This window comes from Pseudomonas brassicacearum subsp. neoaurantiaca (genome assembly GCF_013608025.1).
Taxonomy (GTDB): Bacteria; Pseudomonadota; Gammaproteobacteria; order Pseudomonadales; family Pseudomonadaceae; genus Aquipseudomonas.
This window is the reverse complement of the sequence record NZ_VDLV01000004.1, coordinates 171,723-197,499: the sequence shown is the minus strand read 5'-3', so window position 1 is coordinate 197,499 and position 25,777 is coordinate 171,723. Positions and strand designations below refer to the sequence as shown.

The following is a 25,777-nucleotide window of genomic DNA, read 5'->3' as shown; positions in this document are numbered from 1 at the left end:
GGCCCCGCCAATCTGATTGGCGGGGCCTTTCGCGTATCAGTGACTTGCCTTACTGAGCGTCAGCGGCCGGAGCCTTTTCGCCGTGAGACAGGCTGTAGACATAGGCTGCCAGCAAGTGGACCTTGTCGTTGCCTTGCAGATCAGCCTGGGCCGGCATCTGGCCTTGGCGGCCGTAGCGGATGGTCTGCTGCAGTTGAGCGAAGCTCGAACCGTAGATGAACGCGGCCGGGTGGGTCAGATCAGGTGCGCCCATGGCGGGCGTGCCCTTGCCGGCCGGACCGTGGCAGGCTACGCAGTTGGCGGCGAACAGCTTCTGGCCGTTGGCCGGATCAGCCTTGGCGCCTTCCGGCAGCTTGCGACCGTGCAGGCTGGTCACCAGGAAGGAAGCCACGTCAGCCACGCCTTGCTCGCCGACAACGGCGGCCCAGCCCGGCATGACGGCATGACGGCCGCCCATGATGGTGGTCTTGATGGTTTCCGGCTCACCGCCCCAGCGCCAATCGGCGTCGGTCAGGTTGGGGAAGCCGTAGGCACCCTTGGCGTCGGAACCGTGGCAGACCGAGCAGTTGGAAGCAAACAGGCGGCCGCCCATCTTCAAGGCCTGCGGGTCCTTGGCGACTTCTTCGATCGGCATGGAAGCGAACTTGGCGAAGATCGGACCGAATTTGGCGTCCGAGCGAGCCATTTCCTTTTCCCACTCATGCACGCCGGTCCAGCCGGTCTGGCCGTTGGCGAAGGCGGTCTGCTTTTCGGTGTCCAGGTAGTTATAGCCTGGCAGCAGGCCTTTCCAGTTGCCCAGGCCAGGGTAGAGGACCAGGTAACCGAGGGCGAACACGATGGTGCCCACGAACAGCATGAACCACCATTTCGGCAGCGGGTTGTCGTACTCCTCGATTCCGTCGAAGGAATGGCCGACTGTTTCTTCGGTGGCTTCGCTGCGCTGGCCCTTGCGGGTCGACAGCAGCAGCCAGGTCAGGGAGAAGATCGTTCCCAGGCTGAGGACTGTGACGTACAGACTCCAGAATGTAGTCATTCTTTGTTACTCCTAGAAGCTTGCTCGACGTGCTTGATGGCTTCGGGATCATCCGCGAACGGCAGCAAGGTCGCGTCGTCGAACTCCGACTTGCGCTTGGGGCTGAACACCCACAGCGCCAGGCCGATAAAGGCCACCATCACGACGACGGTACCCAGGCCACGAATCATCCCGATATCCATCCAAATCACCGTTTGCTTTTGATGATGGTGCCCAGGCCTTGCAGATAGGCCACCAGCGCGTCCATTTCAGTCTTGCCCTTGACGGCATCCTTGGCACCGGCGATGTCTTCGTCGGTGTAAGGCACGCCCAGGGTACGCAAGACTTCCATTTTCTTGGCGGTGTCTTTGCCGTCGAGCTTGTTTTCTACGAGGAACGGGTAGGCCGGCATCTTCGACTCAGGCACGACGTTGCGCGGGTTGTACAAGTGCGCACGGTGCCAGTCGTCGGAGTAGCGGCCGCCAACGCGGGCCAGGTCCGGGCCGGTACGTTTGGAACCCCACAGGAACGGGTGGTCCCAGACGCTTTCGCCGGCGACGGAGTAGTGGCCGTAGCGTTCGGTTTCGGCACGGAACGGGCGGATCATCTGCGAGTGGCAGCCGACACAGCCGTTGGCGATGTAGATGTCGCGGCCTTCCAGTTCAAGGGCGGTGCGCGGCTTCATGCCTTCGACCGGCTTGTTGGTCACGTCCTGGAAAAACAGCGGAACGATCTGGGTCAGGCCGCCGATACTGACGGCGATGACCATGAAGAAGGCCAGCAGGCCGATATTCTTCTCTACTGCTTCGTGCTTCATCAGTGAGCTCCAACTACGGCGATCTTGGCGGCGGCTTCAGCTTCAGCCGGGTCAGAGGCACGAACGGTGCGGTACACGTTGTAGGCCATCAGCAGCATGCCGCTGGCGAAGAACGCGCCGCCCAGGGCACGGACGATGTAGCCCGGGTGGCTGGCTTGCAGGGCTTCGACGAACGAGTAGGTCAGGGTGCCGTCGTCGTTGATTGCACGCCACATCAGGCCTTGGGTAATGCCGTTGACCCACATCGAGGCGATGTAGAGCACGGTACCGATGGTCGCGAGCCAGAAGTGCGCGTTGATCAGGCCGGTGCTGTGCATCTGCGCGCGACCGAACAGTTTCGGGATCATGTGGTAGATGGCGCCGATGGATATCATCGCCACCCAGCCGAGTGCGCCGGCGTGGACGTGGCCGATGGTCCAGTCGGTGTAGTGGCTCAGCGAGTTGACGGTCTTGATGGCCATCATCGGGCCTTCGAAGGTCGACATGCCGTAGAACGCCAGCGATACCACCAGAAAGCGCAGGATCGGGTCGGTGCGCAGCTTATGCCAGGCGCCCGACAGGGTCATCATGCCGTTGATCATGCCGCCCCAGCTTGGCGCCAGCAGGATGATCGACATCGCCATGCCCAGGGATTGCGCCCAGTCCGGCAGCGCGGTGTAGTGCAGGTGGTGCGGACCGGCCCAGATGTACAGGGTGATCAGCGCCCAGAAGTGCACGATGGACAGGCGATAGGAATAGATCGGACGCTCGGCCTGCTTCGGCACGAAGTAGTACATCATCCCCAGGAAGCCGGTGGTCAGGAAGAAGCCCACGGCGTTGTGGCCGTACCACCACTGGATCATCGCGTCGGTCGCACCCGAATAGGCAGAATACGACTTGAAGAAGCTGACTGGCAGCGACGCGTGGTTGACGATGTGCAGCATGGCGGTCACGACGATGAAGGCACCGTAGAACCAGTTGCCGACATAGATGTGCTTGGTCTTGCGCTTGACGATGGTGCCGAAGAACACCAGACCGTAGGTCACCCAGACGATGGCCAGCAGGATAGCCAGCGGCCACTCCAGCTCGGCGTATTCCTTGGTGGTGGTGAAACCCATTGGCAAGGTCAGGATCGCGCCGACGATCACCGCTTGCCAACCCCAGAAGGTGAAGGCCGCGAGGCTGTCGGAAATCAGTCGCGTCTGGCAGGTTCGCTGCACGACATAGTAAGAAGTGGCAAACAATGCACAACCACCGAAGGCGAAGATCACCAGGTTGGTGTGCAGCGGGCGCAGGCGTCCAAATGTCGTCCATGGCAGATCGAAGTTCAACTCCGGCCAGACCAGTTGCGAGGCGATGAAGACACCGAGCCCCATGCCAAGGATCCCCCAGACCACCGTCATGATGGCGAACTGGCGGACTACCTTATAGTTATAAGCAGTCGGACTGATTGCTGTGCTCATTCTAAGGTTCCACGGTTTGGGTGTTTTATTAGGATAAAAATCGGTCGCAAGTATGGAGAAAGCGGGGGGTCATTGCAACGCGCCATGACCTGGGTCAATGCTTTCCAAAGCTGATTCTGCGGCCTTTCCATGTTCTCTGTAGGGACAAAATTGGCCCACGGCAAAATGTCTCGACGAAGGAAGGAGGCGAGGGGGTCAGGTCGGTTGTAACGGGGTGTGTTCAAACACGGCGTTCGGGGGATGCCACGCAACTGTCGCAACAGCCGGTATTCACCTGCGTTTGCGAGGTTTTGACGAACGATTGTCGAACGCAACGGGTCGGCTCGGACCTGAAACCAGCAGTCGCCAGTGCACGCAAGAGCAAGCTTAGACGTGATTCCGAGGAACCGAAAGAAAGACGAAGGGAGGGTGCGACAATGCGTCGCGCAGGGGCACGGAACAGCCGCATCCAGATGAATGCGGCTGTTCGTGTGGTCAGGATTTATTCGCTTTTGTGTTCTGCTTGCAGGCGTTCGGTGCCGGCGTTGTGAGACAGGCTGTAGACGTAAGCCGCGAGCAGTTGCACCTTGTCATTGCCCAGCAGCTCATTCTGCGCCGGCATGTGGCCTTGGCGGCCATGACGAATGGTCTGCTGCAGCTGCGCCAGGCTGGTGCCGTAGATGAAACCGGCCGGTTGCGTCAGGTTCGGCGCGCCCATGGCTTCGGTGCCCTGGCCGTTGGCCCCGTGGCAGGCGACGCAGGTGGTGCTGAACGTTTGCTGGCCGGCTTGCAGGTCGGCACCGCTGTCCGCCGGCAAGGGCAGGCCCGCCAAGTCGTGGCGCACATACGCGGCCACGTTCTTGACTCCGGCGTCCCCCAGCACTTCGCCCCAGGCTGGCATCGCCGCCATGCGCCCGCCCATGATGGTCGTCTTGATGGTGTCTGCCGCGCCGCCCCAACGCCAGTTGCTGTCGGCCAGGTTCGGGAAGCCGAAGGCACCCTTGGCGTCCGAGCCGTGGCAGACCGAGCAGTTGGAGGCGAACAGGCGACCGCCCATTTTCAAGGCTTGCGGGTCCTTGGCGACTTCTTCCACCGGCATCGCCGAGAACTTGGCGAAGATCGGCCCGAACTTGGCGTCGGCCTTGGCCATTTCCTTCTCCCATTCATGGGCGCCGGTCCAGCCGTTGTCGTAGCCGGGCAGGATGCCTTTCCAGTTGCCCAGGCCCGGGTAGAGGACCAGGTAGCCAACGGAAAACACCAAGGTGCCGGCGAACAACAGGAACCACCATTGCGGCAGCGGGTTGTCGTATTCCTCGATGCCGTCGAAGCTGTGGCCCATGGTCTGGTCGACGCTGCCCTTGGTCTCGCCCTTGCGGGTGCCGATCAGCAGCCAGGTCAGGCCGATCAGGCTGCCAATGGTCAGTACGCAGATCCACGTACTCCAGAAAGTGGTCATGACCGGGTACTCCTTGGTGCGGGGTCTTGGGGGGTAATGTCGGCGGGCGGTTCGTCGGCGAACGGCAGCAGGCGCGCCTGGGCGAATTCCGGCCCGCGCTTGCTGCTGTATACCCACAGGATCAGGCCGATGAAGGCGATGAACACCACGACGGTGCCCAGGCCGCGGATCATGCCAGTACTCATTTCAAGCGCCATGGCTCACCTCTTGCTCTTGATGGCAGTGCCGAGCACTTGCAGGTAGGCCACCAGCGCGTCCATTTCGGTCTTGCCCTTGAGCGTGGCCGTCGCGCCTGCGATGTCATCGTCGGTGTACGGCACGCCGAGGGTGCGCATGGCGCGCAGCTTGCCTTCGGTGTGGCTGCTATCGACCGCTTGTGTCACCAGCCAGGGGTAGGCCGGCATTTTCGACTCGGGCACGACGTTGCGCGGGTTGTACAAGTGCGCGCGGTGCCAGTCATCGGAGTAACGCGCGCCAACGCGGGCCAGGTCCGGGCCGGTGCGCTTGGAACCCCACAGGAACGGGTGGTCCCAGACGCTTTCGCCAGCCACCGAGTAGTGGCCGTAGCGCTCGGTCTCGGCGCGGAACGGACGAATCATCTGCGAGTGGCAGCCGACGCAGCCTTCGCGGATGTAGATGTCGCGGCCTTCCAATTGCAGGGCGGTGTAGGGCTTCATGCCGTCCACCGGTTTGTTGGTCACGTCCTGGAAGAACAGCGGCACGATCTGGGTCAGGCCGCCGATACTCACGGCCAGGACCATCAGCAGCATCAACAGGCCGACGTTTTTTTCGATTGTTTCGTGTTTCATGGCGGACTCCTCAAGCCATCTGCGCGGCAGCGGCGGCTTCGGCAGGCTGGTAGGCCCGCACGGTGCGCCAGGTGTTGTAGGCCATCAGCAACATGCCGCTGAGGAAGATCGCCCCGCCTACGAGCCGCACGATGAAGCCGGGGTGGCTGGCCACCAGGGTTTCGACGAAGGAGTAGGTGAGCGTGCCGTCCTCGTTCACTGCACGCCACATCAGGCCCTGGGCGATGCCGTTGACCCACATCGAGGCGATGTAGAGCACGGTGCCGATGGTTGCGAGCCAGAAGTGCGCGTTGATCAGGCCGATGCTGTGCATCTGCGTGCGACCGAAGACTTTCGGGATCATGTGGTACAGCGCGCCGATAGAAATCATCGCCACCCAGCCGAGCGCACCGGCGTGTACGTGGCCGATGGTCCAGTCGGTGTAGTGGGAGAGGGCGTTGACGGTCTTGATCGCCATCATCGGACCTTCGAAGGTCGACATGCCGTAGAACGCCAGGGATACCACCAGGAACCGCAGGATCGGGTCGCTGCGCAACTTATGCCAGGCGCCCGAAAGGGTCATCATGCCGTTGATCATGCCGCCCCAGCTTGGCGCCAGCAGGATCAGCGACATCACCATGCCGAGGGACTGTGCCCAGTCCGGCAGGGCGGTGTAGTGCAAGTGGTGCGGGCCGGCCCAGATGTACAGGGTGATCAGCGCCCAGAAGTGGACGATGGACAAGCGATAGGAATACACCGGACGTTCGGCCTGCTTCGGCACGAAGTAATACATCATCCCCAGGAAGCCGGCGGTGAGGAAAAAGCCTACCGCGTTGTGACCGTACCACCATTGCACCATCGCATCCGTGGCCCCGGCGTAAACCGAGTAGGACTTGGTGAAGCTCACCGGCAGTTCCAGGTTGTTGACGATATGCAAAATCGCCACGGTCAGGATGAATCCGCCGAAGAACCAGTTACCGACGTAGATGTGCTTGGTGTTGCGCTTGGCCACGGTGCCGAAGAACACGATGGCGTAGGCGACCCAGACAATGGTGATCAGGATGTCGATCGGCCATTCGAGCTCGGCGTATTCCTTGGAACTGGTGTAGCCCAGCGGCAGGCTGATGGCCGCCAGCAGGATCACCAATTGCCAGCCCCAGAAGCAGAACGCAGCGAGTTTCGGCGCAAACAGCTGGGTCTGGCAGGTGCGTTGCACCGAGTAGAACGAACTGGCGAACAGGGCGCAGCCACCGAAGGCGAAGATCACCGCGTTGGTGTGCAGCGGGCGCAGGCGGCCGAAGCTGGTCCAGGGCAAATCGAAGTTGAGCTGTGGCCAGACCAATTGGGCGGCGAGAAAAACCCCGAGCCCCATGCCGACGATGCCCCACACCACCGTCATAATGGCGAATTGGCGGACCACCTTGTAGTTGTAGGCGGTACTGATAGAAGTGTTCATGGTTCCCCATCCACGGTTCAGCCGAAGTGAGCGCCTGCGCAGGGCAGTGCGGCGTTCTTCGCCTGGAGTTATAGGCAGACTAAAAGCGAGGCAAGCATGGACAAACAGCACAAGGCCAGTATTGACGGGGATCAATGGGCGCGATGCGTGGCGGAACGTGGCTGGTTATGGACGGCCGCGAAACCGGGCGCTAGCGCCGAGTCGCCGACCTTGATCCTTGCCCACGGTGCGGGTGCACCGATGGACAGCGGATTCATGGAAGAGATGGCCGCGCGCCTTGCCGCACATGGCGTCAATGTGTTGCGCTTCGAGTTTCCCTACATGGCCCAGCGCCGCCAGGACGGCGGCAAGCGTCCACCCAACCCGGCCCCCAAATTGCTGGAATGCTGGCGTGAGGTGTACGCCACGGTGCGGCCTTATGTCGCTGGGCGGCTGGCCATGGGTGGCAAGTCCATGGGCGGACGCATGGCAAGCCTACTCGCCGATGAGCTGGGCGCCGAGGCGCTGGTATGTCTGGGGTATCCCTTCTATGCGGTGGGCAAGCCGGAGAAACCACGGGTCGAACATTTGGCAGGATTGAAGACTCGGACCTTGATCGTCCAGGGCGAGCGGGATGCGTTGGGCAATCGGGAGGCGGTGCAGGGCTATACCTTGTCACCGAACATCGAGGTGATGTGGCTGGTGGCGGGGGATCATGATCTGAAGCCGTTGAAGGCTTCCGGTTTCAGCCATGAGCAGCATCTGGAGGCTGCGGCGCAGGCGGTGGCCGGGTTTGTGTCTCAAGACTGATGCTGCCAGTCATGGCCTCATCGCGAGCAAGCTCGCTCCCACATTGGAATGCATTTGAATGAGCGACCAACAACCCCTGTGGGAACGAGCCTGCTCGCGAAAGCGATCTTCCAAAGAGCAAAAAACCCGGAAGCTTTCGCCGTCCGGGTTTTCAGTTTGCCAATTGAAATCAGCGGTTGAACCGCTCCACCAATGAATACTGCGTATTGGCCGTGCGGGTCAGCTCCTCGCTGAGCAACGCTGAACTATGGGCCTGCCCCGACGTCTGGTCGGCCAGTTCCGAGATGTTGCTGATGTTGCGGCTGATTTCCTCGGCCACCGAACTTTGCTCCTCGGTCGCGGCAGCAATCTGAGTGGTCATGTCGGTGATATGCGCCACCGCTTCGCTGATGCCCACCAGCGCCTGGTCCGCTTCCATGACCCGCGCCACGCCTTCTTCGGCCTGGCGATGACCGGCGTCCATGGTTTGTACGGCATTGTTGGCGGTCTGTTGCAGCTTGGCGATCAAGGCATGGATCTGCCCAGTGGACTCGCTGGTGCGTTGGGCCAGTTGGCGCACTTCATCGGCTACCACGGCAAAGCCGCGTCCCATCTCGCCGGCACGGGCCGCTTCGATGGCGGCGTTGAGGGCCAGCAGGTTGGTCTGGTCGGCGATGCCCTTGATCACATCAACCACGCCACCAATTTCATCGCTGTCCTTGGCCAGTTGGGTCACGGTCTGCCCGGTTTCGCCCACGACGACCGACAAGCGCTCGATGGCCTCGCGGGTTTCCCCGGCGATGTCGCGACCGCGCCCCGTGAGGCGATTGGCCTCCTGGGTGGCATCGGCGGTGCGCTGCACATGGCTGGCGACTTCCTGGGTGGTCGCGGCCATTTGGTTGACCGCGGTGGCGACCTGTTCGGTTTCCACGCGCTGGCGTTCCAGGCCGCTGGAGCTGTCGTGCGCCAGGGTATTGGATTGCCGGGCTTGTGCATTGAGGTGCTCGGCGGTGTCCTGCAAGCGGGTGAGGCAGGTTTTCAGGCGCGCTTCCTGGCTGAGGATCGACATTTCCAGGCGTGCCTGAACGCCACGGCTGTCGGTGTACATCCGCGCGATCAGCGGGTCGGAAGTGGTCTGTTCGGCCAGGCGCAACAGCCGCTTGATGCCACGTTGTTGCCATTGCAAGCCCAACAGTCCCAACGGCACCGACAACAGGGCGGCCAAGGCGAAGCCCCAAGAAGAATCAAGGAAGGCACCGACGATGAAGCTCAACTGGCTGACGAGGATAAACGGCAGCCAGTCCTGCAGCATCGGCACCCATTTGTCGCTGCTCGGAACCGCGGATTTGCCTTGGTTGATGCGTTGATAGAGTGCTTCGGCCCGGGTGATCTGCTCGGCCGTCGGCTTGACCCGTACCGACTCGTAGCCGACCACCTGGTTGCCCTCGAAAATCGGGGTGACGTAGGCGTTGACCCAATAATGATCGCCATTCTTGCAGCGATTCTTGACGATGCCCATCCAGGGTAATCCCTGTTTCAGGGTGTTCCACATGTGCGCGAACACGGCTGACGGGACGTCGGGATGGCGCACCAGATTGTGCGGTGCATGGATCAGCTCTTCCTTGGAAAACCCACTGATTTCAACGAACGCGTCGTTGCAGTAGGTAATCACACCCTTGGCATTGGTGGTGGAAATCAATCGCTGCTGGGTCGCGAAAGTCCTTTCGCGTTGTGTGACAGGCTGGTTGTTACGCATGGTGTGTAGATCCGCAAGACTTTGAAAGGTTGTCGGCGGCGTCAGGTTTTAATTGAAGTTATTTTTTCCTGTCGCTATCACGCCAGCATCGGGTAGGTAAATAGGGCGAAATGAAGCAGGTTCAAGCCAAAGTGCGTGGCAATGGCGGCACCCAGGCCGCCAAACCGATAGGCCAGTCCATAACCGATCCCGGCCAGGCCCGACAACAAAACCCAATGCCATCCCGCGCCAGCATGCACCAGGCCGAATAACAACGAGGACAGGATCAGCGCCAGGGATTCGCCGTGGCGCAGAAGCTTGAAGCACCGGCTCAGGCCTCCTTGAATGTAGCCACGAAACAGCGCTTCCTCCACCAGCGTCACCAATAAAAGATTATTGAGCACCCAGAGCCAGGCCTGGTCCGGCCATTTCGGCGCCCATTGGATCATGCCCAGCAGCAGGGCCCCGCCCAAGGCCAGTGTGGTGCTCAAGCACAGCCCTGCCACCGTGGCGTAGATGGACCAGCGAAACGGGCGCCGGCCGACGATCCACGGGCAGGCCAGCAGCAGCCAGAAGCCGATCAACGGCTTGTCCTGGTTCAAATACATGGCAAACCGTGCGGCGTCATCGGTGAAACGTTGCGCCGCGATGGCCCGCCCGTTGAAAAAGCCCGGCATCCAGTGCAGCGCCAGCGCGATCGCCAATACCAGGAACAAACAATGTCCGAGAAATTGCCCGACGGGCATCTTTTGTTGGCGAACCGCAAACCCGGTGAACAGCAACAGTGCGATAGAGATGGCTGCGGTCCAGGTGAGATGACCATAGGCCAGGGCCATGGCATAACCGGCCGAGAGAAGGGCCAGGTATGGCCAGGGTAGGGCGGGCATATCAAATCCTTTGAGGCGGAAAACTGTCGAGGCTTGTCGACGCCGGCGGGATTATAGGCAGACCCATGGGAAAACACCGCCCAAAGAGGCGGTGTTTTTATTAGCCGTTTCTTTTTATCCTTTTATCAATTGCCGAAGGACAAAGTGCAGGATCCCGCCGGCCTTGAAATATTCCACCTCGTTCAAGGTATCGATCCGGCACAGCACTTCGATCCGCTCCTGGCTGCCGTCTTCGCGGGTAATGACCACGGGCAGGTTCATGCGTGGCGTCAGCTCGGTGTCGCTCAGGCCGAGGATGTCCAGGGTTTCCCTGCCGGTGAGGTTCAGGCTCTTGCGATTCTGATCGAGCTTGAACTGCAACGGCAGCACGCCCATGCCCACCAGGTTGGAACGGTGGATACGCTCGAAGCTCTCGGCGATCACTGCCTTGACCCCGAGCAGGTTCGTACCCTTGGCCGCCCAGTCGCGACTCGACCCCGTGCCGTATTCCTGTCCCGCGATCACCACCAGGGGCGTGCCGGTAGCCTGGTACAACATCGCGGCATCGTAGATCGACATGCGTTCGCCGTTGGGGATATAGATCGTATTGCCACCTTCCTCGCCGCCGAGCATTTCATTGCGGATACGGATGTTGGCGAAGGTGCCCCGCATCATCACCTGATGGTTGCCCCGTCGCGAGCCGTAGGAGTTGAAGTCCCGAGGCTCCACGCCCTGTTCGCGCAGGTAGCGGCCGGCCGGGCTGTCCGTCTTGATATTGCCGGCCGGGGAGATGTGGTCGGTGGTCACCGAGTCCCCCAGCAGCGCGAGTACCCGTGCCCCTTCGACATTCTTGACGGCGGGTGGCGGCCCGCCAATGTCATCGAAAAACGGTGGATGTTGAATATAGGTCGAGTCGGCTTGCCAGACGTACGTGGCGGCTTGTGGCACTTCAATCGCTTGCCACTGCTCGTCGCCGGCAAACACGGCGGCATATTCCTTGTGGAACATGCCGGTGTCGACCTGAGCCACGGCGTCGGCGACTTCCTTGCTGCTCGGCCAGATGTCCCGAAGGTAGACCGGTTTGCCATCGCGATCGTTGCCCAGCGGTTCGCTGCTGATGTCGATGCGCACGGTGCCGGCCAAGGCATAGGCGACCACCAGGGGCGGTGAGGCCAGCCAGTTGGTTTTCACCAAAGGATGCACTCGCCCCTCGAAGTTGCGGTTGCCCGAAAGCACCGACGCCACGGTCAGGTCTGCTTTCTGGATGGCTTTCTCAATCGGGTCGGGCAGGGGCCCTGAGTTGCCGATACAGGTCGTGCAACCGTAGCCCACCAGGTCGAAACCGAGCTTGTCGAGGTATTCGGTCAGGCCGGCGGCGTTGTAATAGTCGGTCACGACCTTTGACCCGGGCGCGAGGGAACTCTTTACCCAAGGCTTGCGGGAGAGGCCTTTTTCCACGGCTTTTTTCGCCAGCAGCCCGGCCGCCATCATTACGCTGGGGTTGGAGGTGTTGGTGCAAGACGTGATCGCTGCGATGACCACCGCGCCGTTTTTCAGGCGATGAGTCTGGCCTTCGAATTCATATTCCGCTTCGCCCACCTGATCGGCATTGCCCACCGCGACGCCTCCGCCGCCCTCGCTTTCCAGGCGACCTTCTTCCTTGCTGGTGGGTTTGATTTGCAACCCGAGGAAGTCACTGAAGGCCTGGCCGACATTCGGCAGTGCCACCCGGTCCTGTGGACGCTTGGGGCCGGCGAGGCTGGCGTCGACGCTGCCCATGTCCAATTCCAGCGTGTCGGTGAACACCGGTTCCTGGCCGGGCAGGCGCCACAGCCCCTGGGCCTTGCAATAGGCTTCAACCAACTTCACGGTGTCCGTCGGACGGCCGGACAGGCGCAAGTAGTCCAATGTCACATCGTCCACCGGGAAAAAGCCGCACGTGGCGCCGTATTCCGGGGCCATGTTGGCAATCGTGGCGCGGTCGGCCAGCGGCAGGTCGGCAAGGCCATCGCCATAGAACTCGACGAATTTGCCCACCACACCTTTCTTGCGCAGCATCTGCGTGACGGTCAGCACCAAGTCAGTGGCGGTGATGCCTTCACGCAACTTGCCAACCAGTTTGAAGCCGATGACTTCTGGGATCAGCATTGACACCGGTTGGCCGAGCATCGCCGCTTCGGCTTCGATCCCGCCCACGCCCCAGCCGAGCACGCCGAGGCCGTTGATCATGGTGGTGTGGGAGTCGGTGCCCACCAAGGTGTCGGGGAAGGCGTAGGTCCGGCCGTCTTCCTCTTTGGTCCAGACGGTGCGGCCGAGGTATTCGAGGTTGACCTGGTGACAGATGCCGGTGCCCGGCGGCACTACGCTGAAATTGTCGAAGGCGCTCTGGCCCCAGCGCAGGAACGCGTAGCGTTCACCGTTGCGCTGCATTTCGATGTCGACGTTCTGTTCGAACGCCTGTCGGCTGGCGAACTTGTCCACCATCACCGAGTGGTCGATCACCAAGTCTACCGGCGACAGCGGATTGATCCGCTGCGGATCGCCGCCGGCCTTTTCCACGGCGGCGCGCATGGCGGCCAGGTCGACCACGGCGGGAACACCGGTGAAATCTTGCATCAGTACCCGCGCCGGGCGGTATTGGATCTCGCGGTCGGATCGGCGTTCTTTCAGCCAACCGGCCAAGGCCTTGAGGTCGGCGCCGGTGACGGTTTTTTCATCTTCCCAGCGCAGCAGGTTTTCCAGCAGCACCTTGAGGGACATTGGCAGTTTATCCAGGTCACCCAGGCTTCGCGCTGCGTCCGGCAGGCTGAAATAGTGGTAAGTCCTGGCGTCGACTTGCAGTGTCTTAAGGGTTTTCAGGCTATCGAGGGACGGCATTGAAATCACTCCTTTGAGTCCGCACGGCTACGGACTGACGGAACGGACAGAGCCTTTAACCTAGCCCTGTTTTGAGCGTATGACTAATCACTGGACTCTATAGGAAGGTTCGCGGTTCCGAACTCCGCTATCATGCGCCGGTTTTCGTGACAGGCTTTGCTACGGGGTTTCAATGAATACGCTTTTTATGCACTGCCGGCCGGGCTTCGAAGGCGAGGTCTGTTCCGAGATCGCCGAACATGCCGCGCGGCTCAACGTGGCCGGTTATGCCAAGGCGAAGCCGGCCAGCGCCTGCGCCGAATTTGTCTGCACTGAAGAGGACGGCGCCGAGCGGCTGATGCGTGGGCAGCGTTTTGCCGAGCTGATCTTCCCGCGCCAGTGGGCACGCGGCACGTTCATCGAGTTGCCGGAAACCGACCGCATCAGTGTCATCCTGGCCCACATGACGGCGTTCCCGACGTGCGGCAGCCTGTGGCTGGAAGTGGTTGACACCAACGACGGCAAGGAGCTGTCGAATTTCTGCAAGAAATTCGAAGGCCCGCTGCGCAAGGCCTTGAGTGGAGCGGGCAAGCTGGTGGACGACCCGTACAAGCCACGTCTGCTGCTGACTTTCAAAAGCGGTCGCGAAGTCTTCCTCGGCCTGGCGGAAGCTGACAACTCGGCCATGTGGCCAATGGGAATCCCGCGTTTGAAGTTTCCACGGGAAGCACCGAGCCGCTCGACGCTCAAGCTCGAAGAGGCCTGGCATCATTTCATTCCCAAGGACCAGTGGGACGAGCGTTTGCACAGTGACATGACCGGCGTGGACCTCGGCGCCGCGCCGGGTGGCTGGACTTGGCAACTGGTCAACCGTGGCATGTTGGTCACGGCCATCGACAACGGCCCGATGGCCGAAAGCCTGATGGACACCGGCCTGGTGCAGCACTTGATGGCGGACGGTTTCACGTTCAAACCCAAGCAACCGGTGGACTGGATGGTCTGCGACATCGTCGAGAAACCGGCACGCAACGCGGCGATGCTCGAAGAGTGGATTGGCGAAGGGCATTGCCGCGAGGCCGTGGTCAACCTCAAATTGCCGATGAAACAGCGCTACGCCGAGGTCAAGCGCTTGCTCGAACGCATCGCCGAAGGTTTCAAGGCTCGGGGCATCAAGGTCGAGATCGGTTGCAAGCAGCTGTACCACGACCGCGAGGAAGTGACGTGTCACCTGCGGCGGCTGGATACCAAAAAGCCGAAGTCCCGCTGAAGTATGAAGCAAGCTTTTGTGGCGAGGGAGCTTGCTCCCGCTGGGTTGCGAAGCAACCCCAATGCCTCTGCTGGATTGTACAAAGCGACGACTGCTTCGCAGCCGAGCGGGAGCAAGCTCCCTCGCCACAGGGCTGATGTACATCTGTTAAGCGTGCCGACATTGCGCGACAATGCCGGCCAGATCCAGGAGTAGAACATGAGTGAAATGAACGACACGCCGGTCGACGGTACGCTGGATGCCACGGGCCTCAATTGTCCGGAGCCGGTGATGATGCTGCACCAGCACATCCGCGACCTGGCCCCCGGTGGCCTGCTGAAAGTCATCGCTACCGATCCCTCGACGCGCCGCGACATCCCCAAGTTTTGCGTGTTCCTGGACCACGAACTGGTGGCCCAGCAGGAGAGCGCCGGCACCTATCTCTACTGGATCCGCAAGAAGCTCGCTTAATCCGTCGAGCGGCTGAGGCGGATCTGCTTGCGCGCGCTGCGTGCCAGGCGGATCGACAGCATCAGCGCCGCGCAGCTCAAGCCTGCAATCAAGCCTTGCCACAATCCGCTCGGGCCGCTGGGTGCGCCGAGCCAGTCGGTCAGGCCCAGGGCGTAACCCACCGGCAGGCCGATGCCCCAATAGGCGAACAGGGTCAGGATCATGGTGACCCGGGTGTCCTGGTACCCACGCAACGCGCCCGCCGCCGTGACCTGGATCGCATCGGAAAACTGGAACAGCGCCGCATACACGATCAGCATCGACGCCACTTCGATCACTCTCGGATCGGCGGTGTAGATCGCGGCGATAGGCTCGCGCAGCGCGAACATCAGGCTCGCTGACAGGCAGGCGTACGCCAGGGCCGTGCCCATGCCGACGCCTGCGGCGAAACGCGCTTCCCGGGGTTGGCTGCGCCCCAGCGCCTGGCCCACCCGCACCGTCACGGCCATGCCCAGGGAGTAGGGGATCATGAACACCAGGGAGCTGAAGTTCAGCGCGATCTGGTGCCCGGCCACCACCGTCGCGCCGAGGCTGCCGATCAGCAGCGCGATTACCGCGAAAATGCTCGACTCGGCGAACACCGCGATGCCAATCGGCAGGCCGATGCCCAGCAGACGCTTGATCATCGACCATTGTGGCCAGTCGAAACGAGCGAACAATCGGCTCGATTGATAGGCCGGGGCCCGGCATGTCCAGACCGCCATGCCCGCCGCCATGAACCACATCACGATGGCCGTGGCCCAGCCACAGCCGACCCCGCCCATGGCCGGGACGCCTAGATGTCCATAGATGAAGATGTAATTGAGTGGAATGTTCAGCGCCAGTCCGCACAGCCCCAGCACCATTGCCGGACGCGTACGGCCCAAGCCGTCGCTGAAACAGCGCAGCACGTAATAGAGCGCCACCGCCGGCAGACCGGTGCCTATGCCCCGCAGGTATTCCATGCACGGGCCGATCAGTTCGGGATCGACTTTCATGATGTGCAGGATCGGCTCGGCGCTGAACAGGGCCAGGGTCGCGATCAATCCCACCACCAGCGCCAGCCACAGCGCCTGACGCACCAGCGGCCCGATCTCATCGAACGTACCGGCACCGAAACGTTGGGCCACTTTCGGCGTGGTTGCCAGCAGCGTACCGGTCATCAGCAGGAACACCGGCACCCAGATCGAATTCCCCAGCGCCACTGCCGCCAGATCCCGTGGGCCGACGCGGCCGGCCATCACCGCATCGACAAAACCCATGGCGGTGGTTGCCAGTTGCGCCACCATGATCGGCAAGGCGAGGGCGAGCAGCGTCTTGAATTCCAGGCGCACCCGGGCCGGGCGGGAGAGGGCGTTGGGGGTTTCGATAACGGGATTCACAGGCGCAGCGTCCGAAAGATTGAACACAAGGCGGCGAATTCTACGCCTTGACGCAGTGGTCAGGAAAAAACCTGTGTTGGGGATTTGTAAACACTCTCTCAGCCGTGGGAATTCTTGTGGCGAGGGGATTTATCCCCGTCGGGTGCGTAGCACCCCTGCGGTTTTGCGACTGCTGCGCAGTCGAGCGGGGCGGTGCGACGTTTCGCTAAATCCCCTCGCCACAACATCATTCACTCCGGGTAATGCACAGGCCCAACGGAACGCCTACACTGCCCATCCCGCCAAAGGAGCTCCGCCATGCTGATCGTTGCCGACGAAAATATCCCCTTGCTCGATGCGTTTTTCCAAGGTTTCGGTGAGATCCGCCGGGTGCCGGGCCGAGGGATCGATCGGTCGATGGTCGAGCAAGCCGATGTGTTGCTGGTGCGTTCGGTCAGCCAGGTCAATCGGGCGCTGCTGGAAGGCAGCAAGGTGCGTTTCGTTGGCACCTGCACGATCGGCACTGATCATCTGGACCTGGATTATCTGGCCGAGGCCGGCATTCGCTGGGCCAGTGCCCCGGGCTGCAACGCCCGTGGCGTGGTCGACTATGTGCTGGGCAGCCTCATGACCCTGGCGGAAATCGAAGGCGCGGATCTCGCGCAGCGAACTTTTGGCGTAGTCGGCGCGGGGCAGGTGGGCGGGCGATTGATCGAAGTGCTCAAGGGCCTGGGCTGGACCGTGAAAGTCTGCGATCCGCCTCGCCAGGCCGCCGAGGGCGGCGATTATGTGAGCCTGGAGCAGATCATCGAGCAGTGTGATGTCATCAGCTTGCATACGCCCTTGACCCGGGATGGCGAGCAACCGACCTGGCACCTTTTTGACGAGCAACGATTGAACCGCCTCAAACCGGGCACTTGGCTGATCAACGCCGCGCGCGGGCCGGTCATCGACAACGCCGCGTTGCGCGAGGTGCTGCTGGAGCGTGAAGACCTGCAGGCAGTGTTGGATGTGTGGGAGCAGGAGCCGACGGTAGACGTCGACCTGGCCGACCTCTGCGTGATCGCCACCCCGCACATCGCCGGCTACAGCCTTGACGGTCGCCAGCGCGGCACGGCGCAGATCTACCAGGCCTTGTGCGATTTTCTTGGGCAGCCAGTCGAAGTCAGCCTGGCCGACCTGCTGCCCAGGCCCTGGCTTGGAGGCATCACCCTGGACGCCGACACCGACCCGGCCTGGGCGCTGGCGGCGCTGTGTCGGAGCGTGTATGACCCGCGCCGCGACGATGCGGATTTTCGCCGCAGCCTGATCGGTACGGTGAACGAACAGCGCAGTGCTTTTGATGCCTTGCGCAAGCATTACCCGCCACGCCGCGAAATCGACAGCTTGAAGGTGCGTGTCGAAGGGCAATCGGCGGCCTTGCAGCAGATCGTGACGGCGCTGGGCGCTACTGTCATTTAAGCGTGGCGCGTTCTTGTTGCGAGGGAGCTTGCTCCCGCTCGGCTGCGAAGCAGTCGTCGCTTTTCGCTCGACCGGGCAATTGGGTTGCTTCTCAACCCAGCGGGAGCAAGCTCCCTCGCCACAGAAGCCTGGAAAACCAGCGAATATAAAAAACCCGACATCAAGGTCGGGTTCAATAGAAGACGGGCTGCATCACTTTTGTTCGGCAGGTTTGACCAGTCGTTTTTCCAGTTCGCTGCAAGCCTTCTGGATCATGTCTTCGGTGATCGGAACCTCGCGCCCTTGGGCATCGATGAACGAGCAGCCCAGGGACTGGTCCGGTTGCGTGCGGATCACTTGAATCTTGTCGTCGCTGCTGTGTTGCAAGGACATGGCCTGTCTCCTCATCAGGTTGCGTGCCTATCGTAATGTCGTCAGGTGACCGAGCCATGACACTCCTTGAAGGTTCATGACGACAGCCCCACTCAACCAGAAACACACTCGCGTTTCCAGCGAGACGTTAGACCGATAACATCTAGGCGCTAGTCTCGGTGGTCATATTTAACCTGACTCATTCTGATTCCATTTTGTTCCGCTGCGTTTCGGTGCTGCCGGCCGACCCTTTTCCTGTTGCATTTATCGGACACTTTCGATGCTTTCTTCCCGACATCGCCGCGCCATACGCCTGGCCAGTGGCTTCATCGCTCCCTATCGCAAACAGGTCGCCGGGGCGTTACTGGCCCTGATCGTCACGGCCGGCATCACATTGTCCATGGGCCAAGGAATCCGTCTGCTGGTGGACCAAGGCTTCATGACCCGTTCACCGCACCTGCTCAATCAATCCATCGGCCTGTTCATGGTGCTGGTGGCGGGCTTGGCGATCGGTACGTTTGCACGTTTCTACCTGGTCTCGTGGATTGGCGAGCGGGTGGTGGCCGACATCCGGCGGCAGGTGTTCAATCATCTGGTCTATTTGCATCCAGGCTTCTATGAGAACAACCGCAGTTCGGAAATCCAGTCACGATTGACCGCCGACACGACCTTGCTGCAGTCGGTGATCGGTTCTTCGCTGTCGTTGTTCTTGCGCAACGCCTTGATGGTGGTTGGCGGCATCGTGCTGCTCTTCATCACCAATCCCAAGCTGACCAGCATCGTGGTGATTGCCTTGCCGCTGGTACTGGCGCCGATCCTGGTGTTCGGTCGCCGAGTGCGCAGCCTGTCGCGCCAGAGCCAGGACCGCATTGCCGACGTCGGCAGCTACGTTTCCGAAACCCTGGGCCAGATCAAGACCGTGCAGGCCTATAACCACCAAGTCCAGGACGAGCAGCGTTTTTCCGTGACCGTGGAGCAGGCCTTCGAGACTGCCCGCAAGCGCATCGCCCAGCGTGCCTGGCTGATCACGCTGGTGATCGTGCTGGTGCTGGGGGCCGTGGGGGTGATGCTCTGGGTCGGCGGCATGGATGTGATCGCCGGGCGGATTTCCGGCGGTGAGCTGGCGGCATTCGTGTTCTACAGCCTGATCGTCGGCAGCGCCTTCGGCACCCTGAGCGAGGTGATTGGCGAGCTGCAGCGGGCCGCCGGCGCGGCGGAGCGCATTGCCGAATTGCTGCGCTCGGAAAATATCATCCAGCCACCGGCTTCCGGTCTTGTGACCTTGCCCGAGCGAGTTCGGGGTGAGTTGCGCCTGGAAGGCGTGCGTTTTTCCTATCCTTCCCGGCCGGATAGCTATGCGGTTGATGGCCTCGACCTGAGTATCAAGGCTGGCGAGACCCTGGCCCTCGTCGGGCCATCCGGCGCGGGCAAGTCAACGGTGTATGACCTACTGCTGCGCTTCTACGATCCGGCGCAAGGGCAGATCCTCATCGACGACGTACCGTTGACCTTGGTCGATCCGTTGGACCTGCGCCGTCATTTCGCCTTGGTTTCACAGAATCCAGCGCTGTTTTTCGGCACGGTGGAAGAGAACATCCGCTACGGCAACCCACAGGCGACGTCCGAGCAGGTGCGCGAGGCGGCGAAGATCGCCCATGCCCACGACTTCATCGAAAAAATGCCAGACGGCTACCAGACTCACCTGGGCGACGGCGGTCTCGGATTATCCGGCGGTCAACGTCAACGCCTGGCCATCGCCCGGGCACTGTTGGTGGACGCGCCGATCCTGCTCCTGGACGAAGCCACCAGCGCCCTCGATGCGCAAAGCGAACACCTCATCCAGCAAGCCTTGCCCAGCCTGATGAAAAACCGCACCACCCTGGTCATCGCCCACCGCCTGGCCACGGTAAAAAATGCCGACCGGATCGCGGTGATGGACCAAGGCAAAGTGGTTGCCGTCGGCACTCACCAGGAATTGGTTGCCAGCAATGCGCTATATGCGCGGTTGGCGGCGTTGCAGTTCAATGTTGGCCTTGAGCCGGCAACCCACTGATCACAGCGTCCACATCAATCCCCTGTAGGAGCGAGCTTGCTCGCGATAGCGGTGGGTCAGCTTGCATCCATGTTGAAGGTGCCGACGCCATCGCGAGCAAGCTCGCTCCCACAGGGCTACCACTGACCAAGCAACCGACCAAAAAAATGCCCGTGTCTTTCGACGCGGGCATTTCTTCTTGTCCGGTACAGCTTCCGCTAACACTCACTGATCATCAAAATACCGCTCATGCCAGTCCACCAGCGGCTGCGGCGAGTTGAGTTTCTGGCCGTAGATCACCGAGTAGGACAGTACGTTTTGCACGTACTGACGGGTTTCGTCGAAGGGGATGCTTTCGACCCAGACGTCGAAACTCAAGTGGTCCGCGCCGCGCAGCCATTGGCGCACGCGGCCTGGGCCGGCGTTGTACGCGGCGGAGGCGAGGACGCGGTTGCCGTTGAACTGGCTGTGAACCTGGCTCAGGTAGGCTGCGCCAAGCTGGATGTTCTTGTCCGGGTTAAGCACTTGCTGGGGCGAAGCCAGGGGGATGTTGAACTTGCGTGCGGTCTCCTTGGCGGTGCCGGGCATCAACTGCATGAGGCCGCTGGCGCCGACGCCGGAGCGGGCGTCGTCCATGAAGGCGCTTTCCTGCCGGGTGATGGCGAATGCCCAGCTCGGATGCAAGCCGCGGATCTTGGCTTCGCGCACCAGCGTGTCGCGGTGGGCCATCGGGAAGCGGATATCCAAGTCATCCCAGTACTTGGCCTGGCTGATGGTGCGGATGGCCGGGAAATACCATTTCAAGTCGTAGGCCAGTTTTGCCTGGGCGACCATTTCGTCCCGGTTGAAATGCCGGCTGACGTGATACCACTCGCGGCGCCCATCGACGATGTCGCCCCGGGCGTGAAACTCCAGCGCTCGGCGGACGCCGGGCGTATTGCGCACCTTGTTGATCAGCGCCTGGCTCATGACCAGTGGCTTGTTGGTCAGCGAGTAAGGTGATTGGGAGCGGTCGGCGGCCAGGAATCCATAGAAATCCCGTTCACGGGCCAGGTGTTTGTAGAGTGTCAGCGCTTCGGGATTCTGCGGCTGCGCCAGTTCCAGGCTGCGGGCCTGCCAGTAGCGCCAGCGATTGGTGGAGGCCAGCGACTCAGGCAGGCGACGGGTCAGTTGATAGGCATCGTCCCAGCGGGCCAGGCGCAGCAACAGGCGCAGGCGCCATTCCGACACTGTGTCGTCCCGCAGCTCCGGATCGTATTGGGTCATGACGTCCAAGGCGCGACTGTCGAAGCGCTTGGCCAGGGTCAGGCCGATTTCCCGAGCAATGGCGACTTTCTCATCCCGGGAGAAACGCATGGTGCTGGCGTAGCCGTCCAGCAGCGTCATGGCTTTTTCCGGATCCTGGCGCGCCAGACGACGCAGGCCAAGGCTGACGATGTCCGACATCGGCTCATCGGCGGGCGTGAAGCGAGAAGGCTGGTTGAGCAATTCGGGCTTCTGCGCGACATCGACCAGCAATTTGCCTCGGGGAGCCAGGGTGGTCAGGCCGTTGACCAGACTGTTAGCCAAGGGATAATTGCGCGCCTGGGCAGCCAGCTTGGTTCGTTCCCAGCGTTTTTGCTCGGTCAGTTGGCCTTGTGCAGCCCACACGCCAAACAGCGCATCGCAGGTGGCGGGCTGGGATTTGCCGCTGAGCCAGAGCTTTTCCGTGTTGGCATAGCCTTCGGCCTTCAACCCGTGCTCGAGTTGGTACTGGGCGTTGAGGCAGTCCAGTTCGGTGAAGTTGAGCTTGGGGTCGTAGTATTTGACGAAGGTCGCCCAGTCGCCACGTTCCGCTAGCCAGCGCAACCAGCGCAGTTTCATCCAGTTGGCCTGGGGCAGGTCGCCGTGCTCGGCGAGGAATTTCTCGATTTCGGCATTGCTCGCGCTCTTCAGGCGAGCGGTCAGTTCGTCATAGGCCAGGTACGGCTCCAGCGGATAATCGCGCAGGGCCTGGCTATAGCGAAAATACGGGCCTGAATCACCTTTGGCCAAGGCGCGCTTGGCCTCATCGTAGTATTGGCGCTGGGTGGAAATATCCACCGCCTGGGCGGTTTGAACGGCAGTGGCACACACAAACAAACAAGATAAGACACTGAAAAGGCGACTGCGCATGATACGTCCGGGCAGAAAAAACATGACAAGCCCAAGGGCAAACCGAGGGTAACTGGCTGTAGCTTAGCCTTTTGCCAGCAACCGGCGAAAGCTTTGCGGGGCTGTTGGCAAAAGTTCGCGACATTTGTTGTACAGAGTGCTTCGGCGACAAAATTGACGGACCTTTGAACTCTCTTCTCAGGTAGAATGCGCGCCCGGTTTTTGGAGAAGCTCATGACCCTGCTCAAATTCAGCGATGTGTCCCTTGCTTTCGGCGCGATGCCGTTGTTGGACAAGGTGTCCTGGCAGATCGCCCGTGGAGAGCGGGTGTGCATCATCGGCCGCAACGGCACTGGCAAGTCCAGCATGATGAAGCTGGTCAAGGGCGACCAGAAGCCGGATGACGGCTCCGTCTGGCGCGCGCCCGGGCTGAAAATCGGCGAATTGCCCCAGGAACTGCCGGTGGCCGACGAGCGGACCGTATTCGACGTAGTCGCCGAGGGTCTGGATGGTGTCGGCGCGCTATTGGCCGAATATCACCACTTGAGCCAGAACATCGTCACCGATGCCGACCTGGACAAGTTGATGCACGTCCAGCACGACCTTGAAGCCCGTGATGGCTGGCGCCTGCAGCAATTGGTCGACAGCACGTTGAGTCGTCTGCAACTGCCGGCCGACAAGACCCTGGCCGAGCTGTCCGGCGGCTGGCGTCGTCGCGTCCTGCTGGCCCAGGCCCTGGTGTCCGAGCCGGATCTTTTGCTGCTCGACGAACCAACCAACCACCTCGACATCGGCGCCATCGCCTGGCTTGAAGAAGCGCTGAAGGATTTCCAGGGGGCGGTACTGTTCATCACCCACGACCGTTCCTTCCTGCAGAACCTGGCGACCCGCATCCTCGAACTGGATCGTGGCGGCCTGATCGACTGGAACGGCGACTACGCCAGTTTCCTGGTGCACAAGGAAGCGGTGCTGGCGGCGGAAGAAACCGCCAATGCCTTGTTCGACAAGCGCCTGGCCCAGGAAGAAGTCTGGATCCGTCAGGGCATCAAGGCCCGACGTACCCGCAACGAAGGCCGCGTGCGTGCCCTCAAGGCTCTGCGCGTCGAGCGCAGTGAACGTCGCGAGCGCACCGGCAAGGCCAATATCCAGCTGGAAACGGCAGATAAATCCGGCAAGCAGGTCATGGTGCTGGAAAACGTCAGCTTCGCTCACCCGGACGGCCCGTTCCTGATCAAGGATTTCTCCATGGTCCTGCAGCGCGGCGACCGGATCGGCCTGCTCGGTGCCAACGGTACCGGCAAGACCACGTTGCTCAAGCTGATGCTAGGCGGCCTGGTGCCGACCAGCGGCAAAGTGGAAGAGGGGACGAAGATCGACGTCGCCTACTTCGACCAGTTGCGCCATCAGTTGGACCTGGAAAAAACCGTGATCGACAACGTGGCCGAAGGTCGCGACTTCATCGACATCGACGGCCAGAGCCGCCATGTGCTGAGTTATCTCGGCGATTTCCTGTTCAGCCCCCAGCGCGCCCGTACGCCGGTCAAGGCGTTGTCAGGTGGTGAGCGCGCCCGTCTGTTGCTGGCCAAGCTGTTCAGCAAACCAGCGAACCTGCTGGTGCTCGACGAACCGACCAACGACCTGGACGTGGAAACCCTTGAACTGCTGGAAGAGGTGTTGTTGACCTTCAACGGTACCGTGCTGATGGTCAGCCACGACCGGGCCTTCCTCGACAACGTGGTCACCAGCACCTTGGTATTCGAAGGCGAAGGGCTGGTTCGCGAATATGTCGGCGGCTACCAGGATTGGCTGCGCCAGGGCGGCTCGCCGCGCCTGCTGGGCGTGACGGAGAGCAAGTCGGGCAAGGCCGACCTCAATTCGGCGGTCGTCAAGGCCGAGCCGGCGCCGGTTGCCGCCGCTGCCGCGCCGGCCCCGGCGAAGAAAAAGCTCAGCTACAAGCTGCAGCGTGAGCTGGAAGCCCTGCCAGGCGATATCGACGCGAAGGAGCAGCAGATTGCCGCGGTGGAGGCAGAGATGGCTGACGCCGGCTTCTACCAGCGCCCAGCGGCCGAAACCGCCAAGGTGATTGCGCACCTGGAGCAATTGCAGGCCGAGCTGGATGCATTGGTCGAGCGTTGGGCTGAGCTGGACGCATGATTCGCTGAAGTAAAAAATCCCGGCGCTCAGCGATGAGTGCCGGGATTTTTATTTAAAGCGCTTGTCATGTGTGGGAGCGAGCCTGCTCGCGAAAGCGGTGTATCAGCCAACTGGAATATCGGCTGTCATGACGCTTTCGCGAGCCGGCTCGCTCCCACCGGTTTGCCGTTTACGAGCGCTTGATCAGGTGCACAGCCAGCACGTCGCAAGGCGCGCCATGCAGTACGTCGTTGGCGGTGGAGCCAAGCAACAATGCCAAACCGTGGCGGCCATGGCTGCCGACGACGATCAGGTCGCAGCCCTGTTCCTTGGCCAGGTGATGGATCTCCTGGCGCGGCTGGCCGTAGGTCAGGTGGCTGTTCTCCTTTTTCAAGGCAGGGTATTTCACGATCAGCCGGTCAAGACGTTCCTTGGCTTGGTCGAATTGCTGCTGTTGCAACTGGGAAAGATCCATCGGAACGTCACCGCCGAAGGCCATGGCCATCGGTTCGACGATGTGCACCAGCGACAGTTTGTTTTCCCGGCCTTCGCACAGGGCGAGGGCTCGCTTGACGACTGGATCGCATTCTTCAGTAAGGTCGACGGCGACCAGGATGTGTTCGTAGTACATGGAAAGCACTCCAGAGAATGGCGATACGGTAAGTATGGCTGGTTTCAAGCGCATTGACGGCGACGCAGGTCAACGGGCTCATCAGAATTCGGGAGTACAGATATGACGGTCTGGATAGTGGTGTCAATCCTGTTGGTGGTATTAAGCCCCCTGGCGTGGCTGCGGCCATCCCGTGCACAGAACGGGCGCATGGCTCTTCGCATGGAGGCGCGGCGTCTCGGGCTGGCCATGCAATTGACTCCGCAAGACTGGCCTCACTGGCTTGGCCAGCAGCCTCCAAACCCGTGCGCGCAATACTATCGGGCCCGGCGGGGCAATCAGCCGGCCAGTTGGAGTTATTGGCAAAAGGCGCCTGGCGTGTGGGTAAATCAATGGCAGGAAATCTGTCAGGATGAATCGTTGCTCAGTCATTTCAAAACGTTGCCGGCTAATGTCTACAAGGTCGAGGCGGATCGGCAGATGGTTGCGCTGTACTGGGGCGAAAAAGGCGAGGCCACTGTTTTGCAGGACATTTCTTCGGTGCTCAAGGCGTTGGCTTGACGCGTAAAAAAGCCCGACAGATTCATCGGGCTGGGTGGCCAGGCAGGCCGGTAAACGCTTCTTCAGGTCGTTCATTCGAAACGACCTTCGCATAAACAACTCAAATACGTTGTCACCAGCGTAGTCGGTTGAATCCGTTGCGGTTGGAATTAGGGCGACTTTTCTAATTATTGATTCTATGAATGGTCGCTCATGCAGCGCCGTGTTGCGGATCCGTGCGGTACG

Annotated in this window: 22 protein-coding genes; 7 read left to right on the top strand and 15 right to left on the bottom strand. The window is 61.3% G+C overall.

What is annotated here, in order from left to right; genetic code table 11:
* Window positions 1–49: 49 nt before the first annotated feature.
* From ccoP (FHK92_RS04025) to ccoN (FHK92_RS03990), 8 genes are all read right to left on the bottom strand, one after another.
* Complete coding sequence (gene ccoP, locus FHK92_RS04025; RefSeq protein ID WP_181286927.1) at window positions 50–1,033, bottom strand: cytochrome-c oxidase, cbb3-type subunit III; 984 nt, start codon at window positions 1,031–1,033, stop codon at window positions 50–52.
* Window positions 1,030–1,215 (bottom strand): CcoQ/FixQ family Cbb3-type cytochrome c oxidase assembly chaperone, encoded by a 186-nt coding sequence (locus FHK92_RS04020; protein ID WP_003183474.1) that lies wholly within the window; start codon window positions 1,213–1,215, stop codon window positions 1,030–1,032. The genes ccoP (FHK92_RS04025) and FHK92_RS04020 overlap by 4 nt, the downstream gene beginning before the upstream one ends.
* 5 nt (window positions 1,216–1,220) lie before the next feature.
* Entirely contained in the window at window positions 1,221–1,829 is a 609-nt protein-coding gene (ccoO, locus tag FHK92_RS04015) for a cytochrome-c oxidase, cbb3-type subunit II (RefSeq protein WP_003199605.1), read from the bottom strand.
* The gene (gene ccoN, locus FHK92_RS04010) at window positions 1,829–3,271 is read right to left on the bottom strand and encodes a cytochrome-c oxidase, cbb3-type subunit I (protein WP_181286926.1); all 1,443 of its coding nucleotides are present in this window, start codon (window positions 3,269–3,271) and stop codon (window positions 1,829–1,831) included. The genes ccoO (FHK92_RS04015) and ccoN (FHK92_RS04010) overlap by 1 nt, the downstream gene beginning before the upstream one ends.
* Before the next feature lie 481 nt (window positions 3,272–3,752).
* A complete protein-coding gene (ccoP, locus tag FHK92_RS04005) occupies window positions 3,753–4,706 on the bottom strand; it encodes a cytochrome-c oxidase, cbb3-type subunit III (protein ID WP_181286925.1) in 954 nt (317 codons plus the stop codon).
* The gene (locus FHK92_RS04000; protein WP_181286924.1) at window positions 4,703–4,903 is read right to left on the bottom strand and encodes a cbb3-type cytochrome oxidase subunit 3; all 201 of its coding nucleotides are present in this window, start codon (window positions 4,901–4,903) and stop codon (window positions 4,703–4,705) included. The genes ccoP (FHK92_RS04005) and FHK92_RS04000 overlap by 4 nt, the downstream gene beginning before the upstream one ends.
* 3 nt (window positions 4,904–4,906) lie before the next feature.
* Window positions 4,907–5,515 (bottom strand): cytochrome-c oxidase, cbb3-type subunit II, encoded by a 609-nt coding sequence (gene ccoO, locus FHK92_RS03995; RefSeq protein ID WP_181286923.1) that lies wholly within the window; start codon window positions 5,513–5,515, stop codon window positions 4,907–4,909.
* A gap of 10 nt (window positions 5,516–5,525) precedes the next feature.
* The gene (ccoN, locus tag FHK92_RS03990; protein WP_181286922.1) at window positions 5,526–6,950 is read right to left on the bottom strand and encodes a cytochrome-c oxidase, cbb3-type subunit I; all 1,425 of its coding nucleotides are present in this window, start codon (window positions 6,948–6,950) and stop codon (window positions 5,526–5,528) included.
* 96 nt (window positions 6,951–7,046) lie between these two features.
* Between ccoN (FHK92_RS03990) and FHK92_RS03985 the strand changes: the two genes are divergently transcribed.
* Window positions 7,047–7,739: an alpha/beta family hydrolase gene (locus FHK92_RS03985; RefSeq protein WP_258232566.1), complete on the top strand. Its 693-nt coding sequence runs from the start codon at window positions 7,047–7,049 to the stop codon at window positions 7,737–7,739.
* A 169-nt stretch (window positions 7,740–7,908) separates the two neighbouring features.
* On the opposite strand, the gene FHK92_RS03980 is transcribed toward FHK92_RS03985, so the two are convergent.
* The 3 genes from FHK92_RS03980 to acnA form a co-directional block, all read right to left on the bottom strand.
* Window positions 7,909–9,474: a methyl-accepting chemotaxis protein gene (locus tag FHK92_RS03980; protein WP_181286921.1), complete on the bottom strand. Its 1,566-nt coding sequence runs from the start codon at window positions 9,472–9,474 to the stop codon at window positions 7,909–7,911.
* Window positions 9,475–9,551: 77 nt separating this feature from the next.
* Entirely contained in the window at window positions 9,552–10,340 is a 789-nt protein-coding gene (locus tag FHK92_RS03975; RefSeq protein WP_181286920.1) for a CPBP family intramembrane glutamic endopeptidase, read from the bottom strand.
* Between the two features lie 114 nt (window positions 10,341–10,454).
* Window positions 10,455–13,196 (bottom strand): aconitate hydratase AcnA, encoded by a 2,742-nt coding sequence (gene acnA / locus FHK92_RS03970; RefSeq protein ID WP_181286919.1) that lies wholly within the window; start codon window positions 13,194–13,196, stop codon window positions 10,455–10,457.
* Between the two features lie 172 nt (window positions 13,197–13,368).
* On the opposite strand from acnA, the gene rlmM reads away from it, so the two are divergent.
* Together rlmM and tusA are read left to right on the top strand one after the other, a co-directional pair.
* The gene (rlmM, locus tag FHK92_RS03965) at window positions 13,369–14,442 is read left to right on the top strand and encodes a 23S rRNA (cytidine(2498)-2'-O)-methyltransferase RlmM (RefSeq protein WP_181286918.1); all 1,074 of its coding nucleotides are present in this window, start codon (window positions 13,369–13,371) and stop codon (window positions 14,440–14,442) included.
* 198 nt (window positions 14,443–14,640) lie between these two features.
* Window positions 14,641–14,892 (top strand): sulfurtransferase TusA, encoded by a 252-nt coding sequence (gene tusA, locus FHK92_RS03960; protein WP_030140914.1) that lies wholly within the window; start codon window positions 14,641–14,643, stop codon window positions 14,890–14,892.
* On the opposite strand, the gene FHK92_RS03955 is transcribed toward tusA, so the two are convergent.
* On the bottom strand, window positions 14,889–16,292 hold the full coding sequence (locus tag FHK92_RS03955) for an MATE family efflux transporter (RefSeq protein WP_181286917.1): 1,404 nt from the start codon (window positions 16,290–16,292) through the stop codon (window positions 14,889–14,891). The two genes, tusA and FHK92_RS03955, sit on opposite strands and share 4 nt — an antisense overlap.
* Before the next feature lie 297 nt (window positions 16,293–16,589).
* Between FHK92_RS03955 and pdxB the strand changes: the two genes are divergently transcribed.
* A complete protein-coding gene (gene pdxB, locus FHK92_RS03950; RefSeq protein ID WP_181286916.1) occupies window positions 16,590–17,732 on the top strand; it encodes a 4-phosphoerythronate dehydrogenase PdxB in 1,143 nt (380 codons plus the stop codon).
* Between the two features lie 192 nt (window positions 17,733–17,924).
* Here pdxB and FHK92_RS03945 read toward each other — a convergent pair whose 3' ends face one another.
* Complete coding sequence (locus FHK92_RS03945) at window positions 17,925–18,104, bottom strand: PA1571 family protein (protein ID WP_003199629.1); 180 nt, start codon at window positions 18,102–18,104, stop codon at window positions 17,925–17,927.
* 259 nt (window positions 18,105–18,363) lie between these two features.
* On the opposite strand from FHK92_RS03945, the gene FHK92_RS03940 reads away from it, so the two are divergent.
* On the top strand, window positions 18,364–20,136 hold the full coding sequence (locus FHK92_RS03940) for an ABC transporter transmembrane domain-containing protein (RefSeq protein ID WP_181286915.1): 1,773 nt from the start codon (window positions 18,364–18,366) through the stop codon (window positions 20,134–20,136).
* A gap of 204 nt (window positions 20,137–20,340) precedes the next feature.
* Here the strand turns inward: FHK92_RS03940 and FHK92_RS03935 are convergent, their stop codons facing one another.
* Window positions 20,341–22,269, bottom strand: a complete 1,929-nt coding sequence (locus FHK92_RS03935) for a transglycosylase SLT domain-containing protein (RefSeq protein ID WP_181286914.1) — start codon at window positions 22,267–22,269, stop codon at window positions 20,341–20,343.
* Between the two features lie 213 nt (window positions 22,270–22,482).
* Between FHK92_RS03935 and FHK92_RS03930 the strand changes: the two genes are divergently transcribed.
* Window positions 22,483–24,402 carry an ATP-binding cassette domain-containing protein gene (locus FHK92_RS03930; protein ID WP_181286913.1) on the top strand — a complete coding sequence of 640 codons (1,920 nt, stop codon included), beginning with the start codon at window positions 22,483–22,485 and terminating at the stop codon, window positions 24,400–24,402.
* A gap of 169 nt (window positions 24,403–24,571) precedes the next feature.
* Here the strand turns inward: FHK92_RS03930 and FHK92_RS03925 are convergent, their stop codons facing one another.
* Entirely contained in the window at window positions 24,572–25,012 is a 441-nt protein-coding gene (locus tag FHK92_RS03925; protein ID WP_181286912.1) for a universal stress protein, read from the bottom strand.
* Between the two features lie 102 nt (window positions 25,013–25,114).
* On the opposite strand from FHK92_RS03925, the gene FHK92_RS03920 reads away from it, so the two are divergent.
* Window positions 25,115–25,552, top strand: coding sequence for a hypothetical protein (locus tag FHK92_RS03920; RefSeq protein ID WP_181286911.1), 438 nt, complete (start codon window positions 25,115–25,117; stop codon window positions 25,550–25,552).
* The last annotated feature ends 225 nt before the right edge of the window (window positions 25,553–25,777 follow it).